Below are 18,332 nucleotides of genomic sequence, written 5' to 3'. Positions count from 1 at the left end.
CTGGTCTTCTTTCTGGACGCTCTACCAACAAGTATCAAAAAAATCACTTACCAACAGATAATACTAGACCTTCATGGGCTAATATGGCTTGAGGAAAAGCAGATTTAATATCGACTTGCACCCGATCGAGAAAATCATCATGGTCATCTGGATGATGATGAGAAATGGCTAACCGTTTGACGCCAGCACTCAGAGCTGCGTTCACCGCAGCTTGCCAGAGTAAATCAGCAGAATCATGGTTGTGAGATGTAGGAGGAGTGTAAGTGGCATTGGCAATCAGCAAGTCAACGCCTTGAATAAACTCTAAAATCCGCTCTCGCTCCAATTGATCGGCATTCTGGTGCAAATCCGTGATGTAGGCAACACTATACTCTTGCCAAGTAATTCGGTAGCCAACTGACCGCTGAGTTTGATTAATTAATGCAGTTGTAATGGTGACATCATCTAACTTCACGTCACTGTCTGGAGTCAGATTGTAAAATTGCAATTCTGACTGCATTACCTGTAAAGGGTAAGGAAAGTGCGGCTGGAGCATCTGATCGTACAGACATTGTTTAATTGAGGCTCCATTTGAGGCAGCTGTGCCATAAATATGGAAGCAATTTTCCCCAATAAATGCAGGAGCAAAAAAGGGAAATCCTTGAATTCGGTTTGATTGGCAGTTGGTAAAAAATAAATGGGCTTCTAGTGGCTGTTGCAGTTCTTGCCAAGTTTTACCCAATATGCGTAAGCCTGTACCGCCATCAAAAATCAAGCGTTTCCCAGCTACATGTATTTCTACACAAGCGGTATTACCACCATAACGACTGGTATTGCTACTGGGAGTGGGAATCAAACCTCTTACACCCCAGAATTGCACGAGAAATTCACCTGCTGGGCTACTTGGCAGGGTAGATGACTTTTCAGGTATGTAGCTCTGGGAATCCGACAACTCAAAATTTGACATTTTTCTTGAAATTAGACCTTACTGAGCAGGTCATCGTAGCGCCGCACTTCCAACAGCCTGTTTTTTTCGTCCACAATGACTACCGTAGGAGAGTAACTTTTTAACTCTTCTGGAGTGAACTGCCCGTAAGTCATTATAATCAAGCGATCGCCAATAATGCCTAGACGTGCCGCACCTCCATTTAGCTCAATGATTCCTGAATGAGCTAGAGCGGGGATCGCATAAGTAATAAAGCGCTGACCGTTGGCACTATTAACTACTTGCACCTGCTCATAAGGTAAGATACCAGCTTTTTCCAAAAGGATTTCATCAATGCTGATACTACCCACGTAGTTGATATTCGCCCCCGTAAGGGTGCAATTATGAATTTTTGCCAAAAGGAGAGTACGCTGCATTCTGGTTTGGGTTTGGTGGCAGTTTTTGCGAACCGTAACAAGCGAAAGTTATGAGTAGAGACGCGATTAATCGCGTCTGTAGGGGAGTTAAGAATAAAAATTCATAACTCTTAACTCCTAACTCCTAACTTTTCTATTATCCTCTATAAGCTTTGACGGATTTTTCTACTAAAGCTGCAACCTTGTCCACATCTTGCCAACCGAGAATTTCAGTCACCTTTTTTTCCAAATTTTTATAACTACGGAAAAATTCAGCAATTTCATCTAAGCGGTGTGGTGCTAAGTCTTTCAGGGATTTTACTTGAGTGTAGCGCGGATCTTTGTCAGGAACACAAAGGATTTTTTCATCGCGATCGCCACCGTCAATCATCTCCAAAAAGCCAATTGGTCGTGCAGCAATAATGCAGCCCGGAAAGGTCGGCTCGTCAATTATGACCATACCATCTAGGGGATCGCCATCATCAGCCAAAGTATTAGGTACAAAGCCGTAGTCATAAGGATATTGTACCGAGGAATAAAGTACTCGGTCTAGAGCAAAAGCTTCTAGTTCCTTGTCGTATTCGTATTTATTTTTACTTCCGCCAGTAATTTCAATGAGAACGTTGATTAGACCAGGTTTCGGTTGGGCAGGAATACGAGATAAGTCCACAAAAAACTCCTCTGATAACGGTGAATCATGGGGGCACTCTGTCAGCTTCGCTCCCCGTGTAGAATTTTAGGGCAATATGGATCTCTTCCCAAGGTATTTGTTCTATCTATGGCATAGCGCACTGGGGAAGAAACTTTCAGATGTAACCTATTCCCTTGAATTAGCCAAAAAATAGAAAAAGCGTTACGAGCAAACTTCGCAACGCTTTTTCCAAGAGGGTATTATGGATATCCTCCGCCCTTAATTGCTGTTATACGAATTTCTGTCCGAACTTTGTTAAGACAACTTAAATCTGGAGTCACACAATCCAGATTTAGCTTACTCTTGACGAACTACATCCACATCTACAGAGATTATCTACAAAATCAGTATTCTGCTTTTTTGTAGGTCTCCTCATGAGGAAATGCAGCTGTGAAGCTCGATCAATCTTGATTTCCTTGTATGTTTTGGATCAGAGGTTGCTGGTTATTTTGAACATTAGTTGAAGAATAGTGGGCGATGACAAATACGGGTAGGGTAAGAGTCAACAGAGCGATCGCAGTTCCCACAATGTCTGCCAAACGTTGGGAATATGTAGCGGCATTGGCAGACTGGCTATTTGAATTCATACAAAATTGAAGTTCTTCGTAACACTGTGTAGGTTTACTCTCTGAGTGAGAGTATTAATGCTATTTTAGCTATTTTTAAACTGTAAAATGTGTAGCATTCTACAATTTAAACCAGTTATACAACTGTCATAGTAGTCTTTTTATACATGGACTTCTTAATACAAAGTTACAAGTAAACAAATCATGTTTTATTTTGTAATTATTATTTTCAGATGTTTCCCTGTATGGTGTAACGGGTTGCATACGCAAAGCAAACTTTGACAGCATCATAAGTTACATTTTTTCGCTGATTAAAGATTAATTAGCAAAACATATTTATCCGATACTTCATGATTATAACATCCTATAAAGCCTTTGATAAGGTCATTTTACTGGAATTGCTAATTTGTGATACAGGACACAAAACCGCAATTGCACTGAATATTTCTCCGTACTTTTGGTTGTTATATAGTAGTTATACTCAAAATATTTGACGCCAGAGAAGAAATAAGTAGTAATGATTTTTATAACCAACTATAACTACCGAATAAATACAGATACGTCAACTGTATAAGGCAGAATGGATTCAGTGATATCACTAAACAAATATTTAAGAATTTAAATTTTGAAATCTGTGTAATATCACAGGTATTTTGTCAATCTATATAAAGGTAGAGTAAATAAGTTTTAGAAGATGGACTAGAGGTGTAGTAAGTTATTACCAAACTTTACCCATATCTGAACAAAATACTCAATCCCAATTTCCAGATCCTAAATCCGTATAACTTTTCGAATAAATCAAAATCTAAGACGAAAAATTGTATAACAAATTAATCAGCTAAAAAAACCGCCACTAAATATAATAGGGCGGTTTGGTTAAGCAATCGGAGGGTAATTACAGATTACTCTGCTAATAAATGAATTTGCTGTAACGACGTTTGCACTAAATTAAGGATTGATTAGGGATTGGGCATGAGAGGCAGAGGTGTAGAGGAGCAGAGGGACAGAGAAAAACTTACTGCAACTTCTCCTCGGTCACTGAGCGTAGCCGTTGGCGTTCGCGTTAGCGTCTCTGAAAGAGAAGCCTCTCGTAGAGAAGTGCTGCTCCCCTGGCTCCCCAGCTTCTTCCTCACTCCCTTCCATAAACACTGATTGGTTCCTTGATAAATCGGGTGTAAAGATGCTTAAACGTAGACTTAATTACGCGGGGCATACCAAAATCGATGGGCATTAACTTGTCTGGTAGCCGCCAATCTTCTATTTTTAATAAGTCAGGATTTAAATGCGGAAACTCTATGGCAGCAAGTTCTGGACAAACTCCTAACCTTTGAGAAGCTGCAACTGTGGGCACTTGTTCAGGAGAAACATTGAGGATTTCCACCATTGCGCGATCTAAGGCAAATATATCTGATGCGGCTGCTAAAATGCCTAGTTGGCGAGGTTCCCCGTTGCTGGGGCCATTACCTTCATGACCGATGACGCCATCTAATATGGTTAAGTCAGGGTTAATCGCTCTGGCAGTTTCTACTAACATTTCACCAAATCTGTTCGCGTCTTTTCCTGCTTCCATGTGCCACCAAGCTTTCATTTTGCCAGGGACGCAACCAAATAAGTTTTTTACGCCCAGTGTTAATGTCAACTGGGCATGTGATTTCACTTTCGGTAGGTTAATTACTACATCTGCTTCCATTGCTTCTTTAGACAGTCGCAGATGGTTAAAATTGTCACTGACGGTTTGGTAACGCTGACCGTGAAAATCGATGATGGGAAGATTGAGTTCTTCTAGAATAGGCAGATAGCCATTTGCTATTGCTACGCCCTTGGCACTACCAAAAGCAGGACTATCGCCCAAAAATGGCTTACCGCCAACCTCAATTACCATTTGGGCAACTTCATAAACTAGTTCGGCACGGGTGATACACTCTTTACCAGGACGCGATCCTGTAAGTAGATTCGGTTTTAGTAAAACGCGATCGCCTTTTTTTACAAACGCTGCTATTCCTCCGAAAGGTTCCAGCAACGTGACTAAGGATTCTCGTAAAGCCTCTCGTTCGTAAGATGTAGCCCGAATGAGACTAACAGCTGGTTTTTGAGTCTGCATGGTATAGGTAGGAGATAGGGAATAGGGGACAGGGAACAGGTAATAGAGGCTAGTAACCTATAACCTGTAACCCAAACCCATAACCTATTATTCTGTTTTGAGCGGTAAGATACCACTCATTTGTTCTAGATTTAACACTGTGGCTAAATCTGTTTCACTCATTAATCCTCGTTCTAAAACAATTTGCCGCAGAGATTTACCAGTTTCTAAAGATTCTTTGGCGACAGCTGCGGCATTTAAATAACCGATGTGGGTATTGAGGGCGGTTACTAAAGCTAAACTGCCTTCGGCATAAGCTAAACAACGTTCCCGATTGGCAGTAATTCCCTCAATGCAGCGTTCGGTGAGTGCAGCGATGGTATTGCCGAGAATTTCGATACTGTGAATTAGGTTATAGGCAATTAGCGGCATCATCACATTTAATTCTAATTGTCCGGCTTGTGCGGCTAAAGCGATCGCACTATCATAACCCATCACCTGAAAGCACACCATTGATGTCATCTCTGCCATCACGGGGTTATATTTCCCTGGCATAATCGAGGAACCGGGTTGCACTGGAGGCAGTTGAATTTCTTTCAAGCCTGTTTTTGGCCCCGAATCCATCAGCCGTAAATCATGAGATATTTTGGCTAAATCCTGGGCTAAATTCCGCAACGCACCAGAAACATTCACAAATGGCGCCATACTTTGCATAGCTGCCATGAGATGCGGCGCAGGTTCTAAAGGAGTATCAATCAATTCTGAAAGAACTTCTACCACACGGGCGCGATATAAGGGATGAGTATTTAACCCCGTTCCTGCTGCACTACCTCCCAAACCCAGCACCATCAAATCCCCAGAGGCGGTGTAAATCCGGTTTTGATGTTCTGTAAGAATTTGCGCCCAAGCCCGAAAATTCTCACCTAAACGCACGGGTACAGCGTCTTGTAAGTGGGTTCTGCCAGATTTGACGATATCTTGAAATTCTACAGCCTTTTTTTCTAAAGATGCGATCGCACCATCTATTACTGGGTGTAATGTCTTAGATAATGCCAATAATCCACCAATGCGAATTGCAGTTGGAATCACATCATTGGTAGACTGCCCATAATTAACGTGGTCATTGGGACTAACACGTTTGTAATTGCCCTTTTCTTCACCAAGTATTTCTAAGGCGCGATTTGCCAAAACTTCGTTGATATTCATGTGGTGGGATGTTCCAGCACCCGCCTGATAAACATCCACAACAAACTGATCGCGGAACTTCCCAGCTAAGATTTCATCAGTTGCTTGCACAATCGCCTGACTAATATCTTGGGGAATGCAATTTAGTTCTCCATTGACAATCGCTGTAGCTTTTTTAATTATTAATCCAGCATCTACGTAAGTAGCTAAAGGCTTTATGCCGCTAATGGGGAAGTTTTCTATGGCTCGTAGCGTTTGAATGCCGTAATAAACGCTACTAGCAATTTGGCGATCGCCCATCGAATCGCGTTCGATGCGGAATTGGGAATCTGTGTGTTCAGTCATAGTATTGTTTTAAGAGAGCTACAGAAAACAGATTTTCCCACGCAGCCACACTCAGATACACTAATCTGCATATATTTTGCATATTTGCTTGGCTATTTGTTGCTTTACACTAATTAATTTTGAATTTTCAATGACCCTACCCAACTGGATTACCTTCTCTCGCCTTCTGGGTGTACCATTTCTGCTTTATGGCTTGTACAACCCCACACCTCAAGCTAGATGGATATGTTTGGCGATTTTTATCACCGCTGCGTTAACTGATTGGTTAGATGGCTATTTAGCGCGGAAACTCAACCAAATTAGTGAGTTGGGTAAATTTCTCGATCCCTTAGTGGATAAATTTTTGGTACTTGCGCCGTTGATGGTTTTTATTGAACTAGGAAAAGTGCCAGCTTGGGGAGTGTTTTTGATTTTAGCGCGAGAATTAGCGATCGCTGGTTGGCGAGTAAATCAAACAACAATTACCGGAGCGAATATTTGGGGTAAACTCAAAACTGTTAGTCAAATAGTTGCGATCGCACTTCTGATTGCACCACTACCTGAAGTATGGCAAAGTCCCTCTCTGATTGCCTTTTGGATTTCTGTTGCTTTGACTTTAATATCTGGAGCTATTTACCTATTACCACAAAATCAAACTAGTGAAAATACACCGTTAGGTACAAAGTGAACTCAAAAAAAGCTGCATAAGACTGATGTTTACTATTTAAAACTCCCTGAATAAAATTTTGCCTAAATTCATAGCCAATAGACTCAAAAAACTTTGCGTTCCTCTGCGCCCCTACGCTGCGGGAAGGCGTTCGCGTAGCGTCTCGTAGAGAAGCGCCTATGCGTTTAAACTTAAACCCTCAATCCACTTCACTTGCACACAGATACTACTTTATTTATCAAAACCATAGCTAGGTAATCCAGTAACATCAGTTTGGAGAGCAAACAAATCACCTGAGTAGAAACTTTTTTCTATCTCGCCTTGGCTGAGCCCAACTGAAGCAGTAGTGATGTAGAGTGTTTGCAAATCTTCGCCACCAAAAGTGCAACTGGTTGGTAATTGCACAGGTAGTTTTATCCGCAATATCTCTTCACCCTTGGGGTTGAAACGAATCACACACCAACCATCCCACATCGCTGACCAAATATTTCCTTGACTATCTATAGTCAACCCATCTGGGTAGAAAGATTCATGAGTTAAATCAACAAAAATCCGGCGATTAGTAATGCGACCTGTTACTAAGTCAAAGTCGTAAGCGTATATCTTTTTGTGAGGAGAATCACTCAAATAAAAAGTTTTTTGATCCGGACTCCAACCCAGACCATTAGAGATCGTCAATCCTGTTTCAATGATATGTAATGAACCATCACGATCGTAGCGATAGAGGCTAGCCTGGGGTTTTTCCAAAGAACACATTGAGCCGATCCAAAATCGACCTTGAGGGTCACATTTGCCATCATTGAGACGGTTATCTGCAAAATTTCCTTCAATCTCCAAAATAGGAGTAACTTCACCTGTCTGGGTGTTGAGGAATGCCAGGTGATGACGCAGTGCCATAATTAATCTATCTTTACCTGCCGTTGCGATCGCACCTACAACATCTCCCACATCAAAAAACAAATCTTTCCCTGTAGCAGGATTGAACTGATGTACGCGATGGTTGTATATATCAACCCAGTAAATTACGTTTTGGGTAGAATCCCAGATGGGGCCTTCACCTAAACGCGCTCTGGCTCCTAGAACATTGTGGAGTGGATATTGTCCCATAAGCAGTTAATTTAAATATTAAATCAAGTATACATCTTTACCCAATATCAACTCAATCTATACTATTAAGTTCTTGCTTTAACTTAATAATAAATGGATTTTATGCGTTTTATCATTCTTTTTAATCTAAATCATTTTGATAATAATAATTAGGGTTTAAACTTACTATAATTTTTTCTTCTAAATCATAATCGCATTCCAGATATCTATCTTCATCCAAAAAATAAGCACTTTGTTTATAGCATTCCGTAAGTATTAAAATAAAATCTTTAATACTTTGACAAATTATATATAAAACATCATCTTTAGGAATCCGTACAACCGATCGATCGTCTGACAAAGTTCTGACGCAATAGTAATCACCTCCGCTACCGTATAAAAAAGGAATCATATCTGGTTGCCATCCCCAACAATCTGGATTTTTATGTACGCTATGCAAACGATTTATAACGCTATCCACTTTATCAATTTCGATTAAATTGTATCCAGGAAGTAAGTATGTAGGAAAATCAAAATTATTAGGAAGTTCAAAGCAACATCCTTTAACACATGAATATATAGCGATTAAACCTTCAGGAATTGGATGAGTTGTAATGCTATTCTGAATTTCATCATCGAGTAAACCTTCTTTTAAAACAGCAATGTATCCAGGTCTTTGATTTTCAATAATTTCTAGAAGATTTCTGAAATATTGTTGAATATTTTCGCGCTCATTCATTTTCAAATATATTTGTACTTCACAAAATTGCAGAAAAACATTTACACTACTTCTTCTTTTTTATTCAAATTCAGGATCTCTATACCATTTCCGAAATTCCCAGTACCATTTATTAGCTTGGTCATTTGCTTCAATCCACTCTGGTGAAGTATCTGAGTCTATATGCCAATCACTTTGCCTACTCTGGTAACGAACTATGTAGCCTCTAGGTAAAATCTTCCAGTAAGTTGCTTGCCAAGGTTCCAGCATATCCCAGACCTCTGTCCCTGAAATATGAACCACGGCACACACATAGCAATCGATGTTAAGAAATTTTTCTATAAATTTGCGATCGGGACTTACTATTTGTGACACAGATATTTCACCAGGGCCACAACCAAGACGCTGCGTATGATAACGATTCCAATCAGGATAAGTCACCGATTCCCAACGAGTTCCTCCTTGAGGAGTTAAGTAGTACCAAGCTCCAAGTTTCCCTTCTAAAGAAGCCTCGATTTCTGACAGGGTTAACACTAGTGGTCTTTTAGCTTTATAGTTAGGAATTAGCCATTTATAGATTCGTGAGATTTGATCGTTATCATTCTCACCTTCTTCTGGAAAAGGGGCTAGGGGTGAAGGGTATCCCTCATATCCATCTAGATCGTATCTAACTTGATGGACTCCTACATCATCTCGAATCTCGTCTTCACTAATGTTTATCTCTGCCAAGATATCTCCATTCTGAAATAGACAATTTGCTGCTAATGCCACCTCAGCATGAGAGATGTTATGCTCTTCTGCAACATTTTTGAGAGTTTCAGAAAACTCTAAAGCAGACCTGAGAATCAGGTACTCAACTTTATTCATATCTGTTGTTTAGTTTGCTAAACCTTTACCGCGATCCGTTAACTTTAAGTTTAGTCGGTCACGATTCCGCTTATGTACCAAACAGACCCGCCACGCCCTCCAAAAGAAACCCTACCCACCATGTACGATCTTCCCAGTGAATACCCGGAGGACTCTGGTTTGCCTGACGAATTTCACCTTTTTCAACCCCAACTTCTGCGGGAAACCTTCTGTCCTCCTAATTATCCAACAGAGGAGGTATTTGTTGCCACTGACTTAAATCTTTACTACGACCTCCGGCATACACTGTGGTACAAACGCCCAGACTGGTTTGCTGCTGTGGGAGTTTCGCGTCTCTACGAACAGCAAAACTTGCGTCTGAGTTATGTTATCTGGCAAGAAGGGGTCGCTCCTTTTGTAGTGGTAGAATTGCTTTCTCCTGGCACTGAAAAAGAAGACTTAGGACAAACTCTGCGGGAGATTAACCAACCACCGACCAAATGGGAAGTTTATGAGCGGATTTTGCGAGTTCCTTACTACATTGTGTTTGACCGCTACACTGACAAACTCCAAGCATTCCAATTAGTTGCAGACCGCTACAGCGAATTGGACTTGAGTACCCCGCGGGTGTGGATGCCGGGTTTGGAACTAGGATTAGGACTTTGGCAAGGTTCTTACCAAGGAATTGAGCGATTGTGGCTACGTTGGTATGATGCATCCGGGAATTGGCTTCTCACGCCGCTAGAACGAGAAAGTCAATGTGCTAACAGATTAGCAGCACAACTGCGCGAGTTAGGCGTTAACCCTGATGATTTATGAAAATGCGATCGCATCAGTCAACTTAAGCGAAACGGGCGGTTAGAAACCGCGTCTACACAAACTTGTGTTGAGCGGAGTCGAAATACAAAACCCACGGAAGTGGGTTTCAAACCCTTAATTTGACCTTAGTCCGCGGAGGCGGACAATGCCAGTATAGCCGCGAATTCTATTCGCCCTGGCTGCACAACTCACAACGCTTGTAAAATCTCCTCATCTACAGAAAAATCAACATCAGCTTTGTCTTTTGCATTAGCCAAATAATCATTTTCCAGAGAGTCTTGCAACCCAGAAATCAAATCATATTCAGGATGCCAGTTTAATTCTGTTTGCGCTTTATTCACCGAAGCAAAGAAATGCTGCACCCGCATTGGAAAAGCTTTGCGTTTGCCGAAATCAAACTTTTTCGGGTCGTAGTGAACGATTTTGACAGCATCGGGTGATTTACCAGCCGCTACAGCACTGGCACGGGCTAAACCATCAAAAGTGACAAAGCGATCGCCAGAGATATTATAAATCTGCCCTACGGCTTGTTTATTGCCCAAAACCTGAGTCATTGCCAGCGCCAAGTCTTTTACATGACCTAGCTGCGTAATATGCAAGCCATTTCCGGGGATGGGAATGGGGCGATCGCGCACAATTCTGTCAAAAAACCAGCCTTCCAACTCATTATAATTACGGGGCCCATAAATATAAGTAGGACGAATAGAAGTAAAGGGTAATCCCAATTGAGTCAGGTAAGCTTCTGTTTCATGTTTACCCTTATGGCGACTTTTGGGATCTACAGCATCGCCTTCTATGTGTGGTAATTGATCGGATTTGAGATAAACCCCCGCAGAACTCATATACACAAAATGTTGCACTCGGTCTTGAAAAATTTCTGCTAGTGGTTGAGTATCAGTAAGTTCTCGCCCGTTATTGTCAAAAATGACATCAAAGTTTTCTTGTGATAACTTTGCTTTTAATTGAGTAGCATCTGTGCGATCGCCTATAATTTGTCCTACTCCCTCTAAAGAAGGTGCTGGCCGATTCCCACGATTGAACAGCACTACCTCGTGTCCTTTTTCCACTAGTAGTTGAGTCAAATAGACACCAATGAACCGAGTACCACCCATAATCAGAATTCGCATAAATTCACCCTTTTTATATCAGTTGTTATCAAGGGAGTAGGGAGTAGAGGAGTGGAAAACCAGGAGAAGCAGGGAGAGCAAGGGAAGAATAACTATTGGTTATTCTCTATTCCCGACTCCCCATACTTCGGCTGCGCTCAGTACAAGTTCCCGACTCCCCATTCATGAGATTATCAGGTTGCCGCATCCATCTGGAACCTCTGAGGGAAAGATTCCGTCTTATGTGCTAATCTGGGGCGCTTCCCATTAATTAATCACAAGGGGAAACTTTTCAGTTAACGTCATCAAGTTAGCCTTTGTATTTTCCACTTATTCAAGTTAGCTGTGCCCTTGAAATATGCTCTGGTTCATGAGTGGCTAACACCTAAAGCCACCGGTGGTTCAGAACTCGTTGTACGAGAAATTTTGAATCACATTGATGCTGATTTGTATGCTCTCATAGATTTTGAATCCAGCAATAGAGAAAGTTATTTATACAAACGTCAAATTGGCAAGACGTTTCTCCAGAACTTTCCCTATGCCCGCAACGGTATACAAAAATACTTGCCTTTGTGGCCCTTGGCAATTGAACAACTGGATTTGCGGCATTATGATGTCATTCTGTCTTCATCCCATGCTGTTGCCAAAGGAATCCTTACCACTCCCGAACAGATGCATATTTGCTACTGTCACAGCCCTATGCGCTATGCCTGGGACTTGACCTTTGATTATCTGCGCCACAGCAAACTGGGTAATGGTTTACCTGGATGGTTGACGCGATATTTATTACATCGTTTGCGCCAGTGGGATGTATTGAGTGCCAATCGCGTTGATTACTTCATTGCCAACTCGCAGCATACAGCTCGGCGGATTTGGCGTTGCTATCGGCGAGAAGCAACAGTCATTTACCCACCAGTGAATATTGCGGAATTTCCGTTTCTCTCTGAGAAAGAGGACTTTTACCTGACAGTTTCTCGGTTAGTGAGTTACAAGCAAATATCGTTGATTGTCAAGGCTTTTAATCAACTAAAACGACCATTAGTAGTCATTGGTACAGGAGATGAAATGAATAAGATTCGCGAGATGGCAAACTCAAATATCCAAATACTCGGTTGGCAACCCGATAATGTGGTAAAAAAATATATGTCTAAGGCTAAGGCGTTTGTGTATGCAGCTTGTGAAGATTTTGGAATTGCCCTAGTGGAAGCACAAGCCTGCGGCACGCCAGTAATTGCTTATGGTGCAGGGGGTGCTTTAGAAACAGTACGAGATATCCGCTCTAATGCGGATACAGGGACAGGTATATTTTTCAAGACGCAAACAGAGGCGGCTTTGGTGGAGGCAGTAGAAAAGTTTGAAATGTATGAGGTTTCGTTCAATTCCGAGTATATGCGATCGCACGCCGCGCAGTTTTCACCGCAAATCTTTGCAGATCGTTATCTAGATTTTGTAAACAAGTGCAACGAAAAAGACCGTTTTCGGAATGATGGTCTTGATTAACGTCTTATTTTTTTAGGCTTTTGGCAATTTCCCCCAGAAGCATCTCATTTTGGCTTTAATATTGGGACTATGTGTGGTGTGGATTATTAAGGAGTATGATGACTGCCCAGAGCTCACTCCTCTCCGGCAAGCGAGGCGTAAGGCAAGACACTAGAGCGTCTACGCGTTTCTTAAAACGCGGTCAAAAAACAAAGACGCCAAAAGTTAAGCCCAAAGGTTTATCTTTTCAGGGTTTAAACGGAGAGTTAGCCAAACGACTGTTCGATATAGTGTTTTCGCTGTCGGTATTAATTTTGTTCTTCCCCGTCTACTTAATTTTGACCTTGCTGATTGCCTTTAGCTCAGAAGGACCAATTTTTTATGTCCAGGAACGGGTAGGGAAAAATTACAAAGCGTTTAGTTGTATTAAATTCCGAACAATGGTAAGCAATGCGGACGAAATCCTCATGCAAATGATGGAAACATCACCCGAATTGCGGCAAGAATTTGAGAGCAGTTTTAAGCTGAAACAAGACCCCCGGATTACCAAAATTGGTCGATTTTTGCGAATTACTAGCTTAGACGAATTTCCCCAGTTCTGGAACGTTTTAAAAGGGGACATGAGTGTAGTCGGTCCCCGACCCTTGGTAGCAGAAGAACTGCCAAAATACGGTTGTCACATTGACGAGATTTTAACAATCCGTCCAGGAATTACTGGTTTGTGGCAGGTATCTGGGCGTAATGACATTCCCTATCCTCGGAGAGTCCAAATAGACCTGCATTATGTCAAATTTAGGAATTTCTGGCTTGATTTATGGATCATCTTGAAAACTGTTGATGTGGTAATTTTACCCAAAAATAACGGCGCATACTGAGTAACTACTTAGGGTGGATTCTGTGGGGCAGTTAATGCCCCTAAGTACCAATTCCCCCCTCAAGCTCAAGGATTGTTCATCTTTGTTTCTATAATTTGTGCTTTTGTACTTATATTCAGCCTTCTGTAAGTGTGGATCTTTGGCACTTTTGCCAGAAGTCTAATTTTAAAATGGCTATTTTATTAAGTCTTCATAAAACTAGAGATATATGAAGTTTTGACAAAAAACAACATACATAAAAATAATTTCGATCTATCTGGTAAAAGAAAATATACATAATTAAATAATCTTGAGCTATCTAATGTTGAACTTACGTGCTAGATTACTTTTTTTTAAGTATATTTATTTACGGAAAAAGTCTCATAACCATAAGAACTCGTAGGTTTCCCATTAGGCAATTCAGCAATTAGTTGCTAGGTTGTATCAGATTGGCTGTAAATTTTTAATCAAAGACAATAAGGGATAATTAAGTATGACGCAACAGAAGCGAGCGTTGATTACTGGTATTACTGGACAAGATGGTTCATATCTAAGTGAGTTTTTGTTGGAACAAGGTTATGAAGTTCATGGCATCATTCGCCGGACTTCTACCTTCAACACAGACCGTATCGACCACATTTACGAAGACCCCCACAAAGAGGGAGTACGGTTGTTTCTTCACTACGGCGACTTGACGGATGGTACAACGTTACGGCGTATTTTAGAAGAAGTAAAGCCAGTAGAAATTTACAACCTCGGCGCCCAATCCCACGTCAGAGTAAGCTTTGATTCACCAGAATACACAGTAGATGCAGTAGGAATGGGGACATTGCGTCTGTTGGAAGCAATTCGAGACTACCAGCATCGTACCGGAATTCAGGTGCGATTTTACCAGGCGGGTTCTTCAGAAATGTACGGTTTAGTACAAGCAATACCTCAAACTGAGACAACGCCCTTTTATCCCCGCAGTCCCTATGCCTGTGCGAAAGTTTACGCTCACTGGCAAACTGTAAATTATCGTGAATCTTATAATTTATTTGCTTGTAACGGTATACTTTTTAACCACGAGTCACCCCGCCGCGGTGAAACCTTTGTAACCCGCAAAATTACTAGAGCGGTAGCTAGTATCGTTGCTGGGAAGCAGAAAAAGATTTACATGGGTAATCTAGATGCCAAGCGAGATTGGGGCTATGCGAAAGATTACGTCAAAGCAATGTGGTTGATGTTACAGAAAGACCAGCCAGACGATTACGTAATTGCTACTGGTGAAACCCACTCGGTGCGCGAGTTTTTAGAACTGGCATTTAGTTATGTGAATCTTAATTGGCAAGATTATGTAGAGTTTGATGAGCGTTACCTGCGTCCATCTGAGGTAGAGTTGTTGATTGGCGATTCTACCAAAGCACGTCAGAACTTGGGCTGGGCACCATCAGTAACCTTTGAAGAACTAGTTTCCCTAATGGTAGAAGCAGACTTACAAGCATTGGGTCATACTTCACCCAATGGAAAAGGTTCGCAATTTCCAGATGATATTGCGACTATTCGTCAAACACTGGGCGCTTTGCACTTCTGATTCGCATCACAGAGGATAAAATATGACCGCCTTAGTATTAAAAAATAAACGGATTCTCGTCACTGGTGGGTCGGGGTTTCTAGGTCGTCAGGTGATAGATCAACTGTGTAAAGCAGGAGCCGACCGCGAGAAAATTACAATACCGCGATCGCGCGATCGCGATTTGCGTGTCTGGGAAAATAGCCAATTTGCAGTTGACCAGCAAGACATAATCATACATCTAGCAGCTCATGTCGGTGGCATCGGTTTGAACCGCGAAAAACCCGCAGAGCTGTTCTACGATAACTTGATCATGGGAACCCAGCTAATTCACGCTGCCTATCAAGCTGGAGTAGAAAAATTTGTTTGTGTTGGCACAATCTGCGCCTATCCCAAATTCACTCCAGTGCCATTCAAAGAAGACGATCTTTGGAATGGCTACCCAGAGGAAACCAACGCCCCTTACGGAATTGCCAAAAAAGCACTTTTAGTTCAATTGCAATCTTACCGTCAGCAGTACGGTTTTAATGGGATTTACCTACTGCCAGTAAATTTATATGGCCCAGAAGATAACTTTGACCCCGGAAGTTCCCACGTCATTCCGGCATTAGTTCGCAAAGTTCACGAAGCCCAAATTAATGCAGAAAAACAACTTGCAGTTTGGGGTGATGGCAGTCCTACCCGTGAGTTTCTGTATTCAGAAGATGCAGCGCGGGGGATTGTGATGGGGACTCAATTCTATAACGAATCGGAACCAGTTAACTTGGGAACCGGTTATGAAATCTCCATTCTTGATTTAGTAACTCTAATCTGCGAATTGATGGAGTTTAAGGGTGAAATTGTTTGGCAAACTGACAAGCCTAATGGTCAACCCCGCCGATGTTTAGATACTGAACGGGCAAAGCAAGCCTTTGATTTCACGGCTCAGGTAAGCTTTGAAGAAGGGCTAAAGAATACTATTGAGTGGTATCGTCAACACGCTGCATAACTATGTACTGGTGAATGTAGAGTGATACAAGCTGGGTGATACCCAGCTTATTTTTTTGACTATTTTTATGGATAAAGTTAATCATCAACTAAATAAAGTAGAACTGCGCCGCACTCTACTCAAAACACGTCAATCAATGTCCGTTGGAGAATGGAGAGAAAAAAGCGATCGCATTAGCTCTCATTTACAAAACTCTACTTTGTTTACCCAAGCAAAAACAATACTCGCTTATTTTAGCTTTCGCCAAGAACCTGACCTCAGTCCACTATTTGCAAACACCAAATACCGTTGGGGATTTTCTCGCTGCGTTAATAAATCTCTGTCTTGGCATATTTGGACACCGAATGATTCTGTCCAAAGCGGCACTTATGGCATTACTGAACCACACCCCGACGCTCCAATCTTAAATGCTGCCGAAGTAGATTTGATTCTTGTTCCCAGTGTAGCTTGCGACTATCAAGGATATCGTTTGGGTTATGGCGGTGGATATTACGATCGCTTGTTCAGTTTACCGCAGTGGCAGACAAAGCCGACTATCGGAATTGTCTTTGATTTTGCCTATTTGTCCCAAATACCGATTGAACCTTGGGATAAACCATTACAAGCTATTTGTACGGAAACCGGATTGACTTGAAAAGGTTGAAGCGTTCAGGATAATGAAGATATCTCATCAAATGTTTTATGACTAACCCAACGTCATCTACCACTGAGCAGGAAGCAATAATTGACGAGATTATCGCAACTAGCCTCCAAGCTCAACAAAAAACAGGTCCAGACCTCCGCCAAATTCATAGCAAAAGTCATGGACTCCTTTGGGGAGAGTTCATTATTGAACCCAATCTTCCTGAATATCTGAAAGTAGGTTTGTTCAAAACGCCCCAAACCTATCCTGCGTGGATTCGTTTCTCTAGTGGTGGTTCGCCTGAAAAACGTGGTAAATTTCACTCCGATAGCCAGCCTGATGTTCGCGGTATAGCCATTAAGGTGATGAATGTGGACGGGCAAAAAGTGCTGGATGATGAAGAAAAAACTCAAGATTTTATACTTAACAATTATCCTATTTTCTTGACTAAAGACGTTCGTGATTACGCCGATCTTTCCCAAGCAGGTAGTGGAAAACTTTCCTCAGAACGGCTGGAAGAACTTGGTTACGCCTTTGCTATCTTGCAAAAAATTGGGAGCAAAAAGGTAGGCAATCCACTTTTAATTCAATATTGGAGTATGGCTCCATTTAAATTTGGTGAGCGGATTGTAAAATTATCTGTAAAATCTCAACAGCCTGAACAACCACCAGAAACACTTCCAGAATCAGAAAATTACCTTCGAGAAACGCTGGTAAAATATTTGACTGAAGAAGGTCGAGAAGCGTCTTTTGACTTTCTAATTCAGTTTTATGTAGATGATCAAAAAACGCCGATTGAAGACCACGTTAAGGAATGGCAAGAAGCAGATTCACCATTTATTAAAGTTGCAACTGTTCGCATTCCTAGTCAGAAATTTGACTTTGAAGAACGCAAACGCTTAGATGAGGGTATATTGTTTTCCCCTTGGCATACACTTCTAGATCATGAGCCTGTTGGAAGTGTAAATCTCTCTCGTAAGAGGCTTTACAGCGAACTTGCAAAGTATCGGCGAGAACAAATTGCCCAACGTTCGCGGGAACCACAACCTTATGTAGCGGTTGAAGATTAACTACTATGAATTGGCTTTAAACTGCAAGAGGAACCGTTGAAAGCTGTGTGTAAAAACTCTGACTTGATACGAATTAAATCTGATTTGTGAGAATTGAAATACCAAGATTCCCAACTTTTTAAATAAGTCAGGAATCTTGTTTTTAAGGAATGATTTTAACGTGAGTTCGACAAGTCTTATTTGACCTCTCCCCCAGCCCCTCTCCGACGCGGAGAGGGGAGCAAAAAGCTTAATTTTTCGTTTCTCCTCCCTTTCCGTTTCGGAGAGGCAGGGTGGTTTCATACAACGAGAGAAAAATAATAATGATTTATAGAGGGTGGAGAAAAATGGATAACTAACAAGTATGAATCTCGTCGAAC

18 protein-coding genes are annotated in these 18,332 nt (G+C 41.5%); 8 read left to right on the top strand and 10 right to left on the bottom strand.

The features are described 5' to 3' along the window. Positions 1-43: 43 nt before the first annotated feature. From V7K53_RS31790 to V7K53_RS31765, 6 genes are all read right to left on the bottom strand, one after another. Entirely contained in the window at positions 44-946 is a 903-nt protein-coding gene (locus V7K53_RS31790; RefSeq protein WP_335201465.1) for an MBL fold metallo-hydrolase, read from the bottom strand. 11 nt (positions 947-957) lie between these two features. Continuing rightward, positions 958-1,341, bottom strand: coding sequence for an aspartate 1-decarboxylase (gene panD / locus V7K53_RS31785; RefSeq protein ID WP_292729447.1), 384 nt, complete (start codon positions 1,339-1,341; stop codon positions 958-960). Between the two features lie 136 nt (positions 1,342-1,477). Next, the gene (locus tag V7K53_RS31780) at positions 1,478-1,990 is read right to left on the bottom strand and encodes an inorganic diphosphatase (RefSeq protein WP_229464783.1); all 513 of its coding nucleotides are present in this window, start codon (positions 1,988-1,990) and stop codon (positions 1,478-1,480) included. A 422-nt stretch (positions 1,991-2,412) separates the two neighbouring features. Beyond that, positions 2,413-2,598, bottom strand: a complete 186-nt coding sequence (locus tag V7K53_RS31775) for a hypothetical protein (RefSeq protein ID WP_334839187.1) — start codon at positions 2,596-2,598, stop codon at positions 2,413-2,415. Between the two features lie 1,108 nt (positions 2,599-3,706). Beyond that, on the bottom strand, positions 3,707-4,678 hold the full coding sequence (locus tag V7K53_RS31770; RefSeq protein WP_335201464.1) for a DUF362 domain-containing protein: 972 nt from the start codon (positions 4,676-4,678) through the stop codon (positions 3,707-3,709). An 87-nt stretch (positions 4,679-4,765) separates the two neighbouring features. Beyond that, complete coding sequence (locus V7K53_RS31765; protein ID WP_335201463.1) at positions 4,766-6,187, bottom strand: aspartate ammonia-lyase; 1,422 nt, start codon at positions 6,185-6,187, stop codon at positions 4,766-4,768. A 130-nt stretch (positions 6,188-6,317) separates the two neighbouring features. Between V7K53_RS31765 and pgsA the strand changes: the two genes are divergently transcribed. Then, complete coding sequence (gene pgsA, locus V7K53_RS31760) at positions 6,318-6,854, top strand: CDP-diacylglycerol--glycerol-3-phosphate 3-phosphatidyltransferase (protein ID WP_335201462.1); 537 nt, start codon at positions 6,318-6,320, stop codon at positions 6,852-6,854. Between the two features lie 210 nt (positions 6,855-7,064). Here the strand turns inward: pgsA and V7K53_RS31755 are convergent, their stop codons facing one another. The 3 genes from V7K53_RS31755 to V7K53_RS31745 all read right to left on the bottom strand — a co-directional run bounded on the left by V7K53_RS31755 (position 7,065) and on the right by V7K53_RS31745 (position 9,504). Then, positions 7,065-7,940, bottom strand: coding sequence for an SMP-30/gluconolactonase/LRE family protein (locus V7K53_RS31755; protein WP_335201461.1), 876 nt, complete (start codon positions 7,938-7,940; stop codon positions 7,065-7,067). Positions 7,941-8,061: 121 nt separating this feature from the next. Beyond that, entirely contained in the window at positions 8,062-8,658 is a 597-nt protein-coding gene (locus V7K53_RS31750; protein ID WP_335201460.1) for an SMI1/KNR4 family protein, read from the bottom strand. Between the two features lie 60 nt (positions 8,659-8,718). Beyond that, positions 8,719-9,504, bottom strand: coding sequence for a hypothetical protein (locus V7K53_RS31745; protein ID WP_335201459.1), 786 nt, complete (start codon positions 9,502-9,504; stop codon positions 8,719-8,721). Between the two features lie 72 nt (positions 9,505-9,576). Between V7K53_RS31745 and V7K53_RS31740 the strand changes: the two genes are divergently transcribed. Beyond that, positions 9,577-10,302, top strand: coding sequence for a Uma2 family endonuclease (locus tag V7K53_RS31740; RefSeq protein ID WP_335201458.1), 726 nt, complete (start codon positions 9,577-9,579; stop codon positions 10,300-10,302). Between the two features lie 188 nt (positions 10,303-10,490). On the opposite strand, the gene V7K53_RS31735 is transcribed toward V7K53_RS31740, so the two are convergent. Next, a complete protein-coding gene (locus V7K53_RS31735) occupies positions 10,491-11,429 on the bottom strand; it encodes an NAD-dependent epimerase/dehydratase family protein (RefSeq protein ID WP_334934697.1) in 939 nt (312 codons plus the stop codon). Between the two features lie 324 nt (positions 11,430-11,753). Here V7K53_RS31735 and V7K53_RS31730 point away from each other — a divergent pair, with 324 nt between their 5' ends. The 6 genes from V7K53_RS31730 (at position 11,754) to V7K53_RS31705 (ending at position 17,973) form a co-directional block, all read left to right on the top strand. After that, positions 11,754-12,908, top strand: a complete 1,155-nt coding sequence (locus tag V7K53_RS31730; RefSeq protein ID WP_335201456.1) for a glycosyltransferase — start codon at positions 11,754-11,756, stop codon at positions 12,906-12,908. A gap of 98 nt (positions 12,909-13,006) precedes the next feature. Next, positions 13,007-13,762, top strand: a complete 756-nt coding sequence (locus V7K53_RS31725; RefSeq protein WP_289799924.1) for a sugar transferase — start codon at positions 13,007-13,009, stop codon at positions 13,760-13,762. Positions 13,763-14,234: 472 nt separating this feature from the next. Then, positions 14,235-15,314 (top strand): GDP-mannose 4,6-dehydratase, encoded by a 1,080-nt coding sequence (gene gmd / locus V7K53_RS31720; protein ID WP_335000054.1) that lies wholly within the window; start codon positions 14,235-14,237, stop codon positions 15,312-15,314. A gap of 22 nt (positions 15,315-15,336) precedes the next feature. Then, positions 15,337-16,281: a GDP-L-fucose synthase family protein gene (locus tag V7K53_RS31715; protein ID WP_335201455.1), complete on the top strand. Its 945-nt coding sequence runs from the start codon at positions 15,337-15,339 to the stop codon at positions 16,279-16,281. Between the two features lie 67 nt (positions 16,282-16,348). Then, positions 16,349-16,915, top strand: a complete 567-nt coding sequence (locus tag V7K53_RS31710; protein ID WP_335201454.1) for a 5-formyltetrahydrofolate cyclo-ligase — start codon at positions 16,349-16,351, stop codon at positions 16,913-16,915. A 47-nt stretch (positions 16,916-16,962) separates the two neighbouring features. Further along, positions 16,963-17,973 (top strand): catalase family protein, encoded by a 1,011-nt coding sequence (locus V7K53_RS31705; RefSeq protein WP_335201453.1) that lies wholly within the window; start codon positions 16,963-16,965, stop codon positions 17,971-17,973. Positions 17,974-18,332: the final 359 nt, after the last annotated feature.

The sequence above is a fragment of the Nostoc sp. genome, from assembly GCF_036917355.1.
Taxonomy (GTDB): Bacteria; Cyanobacteriota; Cyanobacteriia; order Cyanobacteriales; family Nostocaceae; genus Nostoc.
The sequence above is the reverse complement of the archived record's forward strand: the minus strand, read 5'-3'. Positions and strand labels throughout refer to the sequence as shown.